Genomic DNA, 3,204 nt, shown 5'->3' on the forward strand with positions numbered 1-3,204 from the left:
GGCTCATTATGCAAAAGGCACGCCGTCACCACGAATGGCTCCGACCGCTTGTAGGCGTATGGTTTCAGGGTCTATTTCACTCCCTTGTTCAGGGTTCTTTTCACCTTTCCCTCACGGTACTGGTACACTATCGGTCTCCCAGGAGTATTTAGCCTTGGCGGATGGTCCCGCCGGATTCAAACAGGGTTTCACGTGCCCCGTCCTACTCAGGATACCACTATCTTTAACGCGCCTTACCTATACCGGGCTATCACCGTCTTTGGCCATGCTTTCCAACATGTTCTAGTTCGTTACGCAAAGAATGTCGTGGTCCTACAACCCCAATATTGCCGGAACAACATTGGTTTGGGCTGGTCCGATTTCGCTCGCCACTACTATCGGAATCACTCTTGTTTTCTTTTCCTCCGCCTACTTAGATGTTTCAGTTCAGCGGGTTGGCCTCTTTCGATGCTATGCCTTCAACATAGCGGGTTGCCCCATTCGGATATCCACGGATCAACACTCATGTGCAGTTCCCCGTGGCTTTTCGCAGCTTATCACGTCCTTCATCGCCTCTGGGTAGCCTAGGCATCCCCCATACGCCCTTGCTTAGCTTGTCGCACTTTACTTTATAAAGTGCCCCTCGTAATCTTTACTATTTTTTTGTATCCTACTCTCGTATTCTACTACTATTTGCTTTCAAGTTTCTTCTTTTGACTTCGCATCGATACTAAACGTATCGTGCTCCGTCCCAATATGTCAATGAACTTTTGGCTCCCATTCGATAATGGGACCTTGTGGAGAATATCGGAGTCGAACCGATGACCTCCTGCGTGCAAGGCAGGCGCTCTAGCCAGCTGAGCTAATTCCCCATTCACGGAATTCAGAATTTAGAATTCAGAATTTAGAATGTCAGAATTACCAACTTCCAGAATTTCCTTTGTTCAATACCTTCTCGGGGACATCCCCAGAACTTAGCACTTTTTAGTCTCGCGACTCGTAGTCTCAGGCAGACTCGAACTGCCGACCTCTACATTATCAGTGTAGCGCTCTAACCAGCTGAGCTATGAGACTTCTTAGGTCCAATAATTGACCACAATATAGTTATGGACAAAAAACAAAACGAAAACTTAAAGAAAACTACCTTCCTTCGCCAAAGTACGGGGCCGTGGGGCCAATCGTCTCTAGAAAGGAGGTGTTCCAGCCGCACCTTCCGGTACGGCTACCTTGTTACGACTTAGCCCTAGTTACCGATTTTGCCCTAGGCCGCTCCTTGCGGTGACGGACTTCAGGCACTCCCGGCTTCCATGGCTTGACGGGCGGTGTGTACAAGGCCCGGGAACGTATTCACCGGATCATGGCTGATATCCGATTACTAGCGATTCCAGCTTCACGGGGTCGAGTTGCAGACCCCGATCCGAACTGTGACCGGCTTTATAGATCCGCGCCCCCTTGCGGGGTGGCTTCCCTCTGTACCGGCCATTGTAGCACGTGTGTGGCCCAGGACGTAAGGGCCGTGATGATTTGACGTCGTCCCCACCTTCCTCACGGTTTGCACCGGCAGTCCCGTTAGAGTCCCCATCTTTACATGCTGGCAACTAACGGCAGGGGTTGCGCTCGTTATAGGACTTAACCTGACACCTCACGGCACGAGCTGACGACAACCATGCAGCACCTTGTAGATGGTCCGAAGAAAGGAGCGTCTCTGCTCCATGCAATCTACATTTAAGCCCTGGTAAGGTTCCTCGCGTATCATCGAATTAAACCACATGCTCCACCGCTTGTGCGGGCCCCCGTCAATTCCTTTGAGTTTCATTCTTGCGAACGTACTCCCCAGGTGGGATACTTATCACTTTCGCTTGGCCACAGAGTCCGAAAACCCTACAGCTAGTATCCATCGTTTACGGCGTGGACTACCGGGGTATCTAATCCCGTTCGCTCCCCACGCTTTCGTCCATCAGCGTCAGTATATAGTTGGTCACCTGCCTTCGCGATCGGTGTTCTATGTGATATCTATGCATTTCACCGCTACACCACATGTTCCGGCAACCCCACTATAACTCAAGACCAACAGTATCAAGGGCAGTCCCACAGTTGAGCTGTGGCCTTTCACCCCTGACTTATTGGCCCGCCTACGGACCCTTTAAACCCAATGATTCCGGATAACGCTCGGACCCTCCGTATTACCGCGGCTGCTGGCACGGAGTTAGCCGGTCCTTATTCTTACGGTACCGTCAGCACCCTACACGTAGGGTGGTTTCTTCCCGTATAAAAGCAGTTTACAACCCATAGGGCCGTCATCCTGCACGCGGCATGGCTGGATCAACCTTTCGGCCATTGTCCAATATTCCTCACTGCTGCCTCCCGTAGGAGTCTGGTCCGTGTCTCAGTACCAGTGTGGGGGATCCCCCTCTCAGGGCCCCTAATCATCGTTGCTTTGGTGAGCCGTTACCTCACCAACTAGCTAATGATACGCATGGCCATCCCTATCCGAAGTTCTTTAAACAGTAAATCATGCGATAAACTGTTACTATGGGGCATTAATCTTCATTTCTAAAGGCTATTCCCCTGATAGGGGCAGGTTCCATACGCGTTCCGCACCCGTGCGCCGGTCGTCAGCAAAAAAGCAAGCTTTTTCCTGCTACCCCTCGACTTGCATGTGTTAGGCCTGCCGCTAGCGTTCATCCTGAGCCAGGATCAAACTCTCCATCGTTGTTCGTTAAATATCTCGCGATACCCCACGAACCCCAAGTTCCTTGACGTCAAAATGGTAATTCTCTTTACGCTGTCGTTTTGTCAATATGTCCAATGAACTTTTTTGTCCTTGAAACCGAATCCTACTCCTTAATATCAATCCTTCCCTTCGGTCTCGCACGCCAACCTCGTTGGTTAAGCGGCTGCAAATTTACAACTGTTTTTTTATCTGGCAAGCTTTTTTTGAAAAAAATTTCAAAAGATTTTAGCGAAACAAAAAACACACTTTACATGAACTTTTCCCTTGAACACGCTCCGTGTTTTTCGGGCTGCAAATGTAAAACCTCTTTTTTGATTACACAATGCTTTTTTGATTATTTTTTTTCAAGCCTCAAACCTAAAAAAAACAGTATGTCAATGAGCTTTTGAACTTTCCCTCAAAACAAACCCTTTGTTGTTTTTCGGGCTGCAAATGTAACACCATTTCCCAATTAATCAACAAACTTTTTACAGGTTTTTTTGTGGAAATTT

At 48.8% G+C, this 3,204-nt stretch carries 2 tRNA genes and 2 rRNA genes (1 of these 4 running past the window's edge); all 4 read right to left on the reverse strand.

The annotated features are described in order from the left end of the window. A 23S ribosomal RNA gene (locus BUL40_RS15600) occupies nucleotides 1-600 on the reverse strand; it reaches 2,211 nt to the left of the window's first position. A gap of 177 nt (nucleotides 601-777) precedes the next feature. After that, nucleotides 778-851, reverse strand: a tRNA-Ala gene (locus BUL40_RS15605). Nucleotides 852-979: 128 nt separating this feature from the next. Further along, nucleotides 980-1,053 (reverse strand) — tRNA-Ile (locus BUL40_RS15610). 114 nt (nucleotides 1,054-1,167) lie between these two features. Beyond that, a 16S ribosomal RNA gene (locus BUL40_RS15615) occupies nucleotides 1,168-2,692 on the reverse strand. The 16S and 23S rRNA genes sit together here with 2 tRNA genes alongside, the layout of an rRNA operon. Nucleotides 2,693-3,204: the final 512 nt, after the last annotated feature.

This window comes from Croceivirga radicis (genome assembly GCF_002072105.2).
Classification (GTDB): domain Bacteria; phylum Bacteroidota; class Bacteroidia; order Flavobacteriales; family Flavobacteriaceae; genus Croceivirga; species Croceivirga radicis.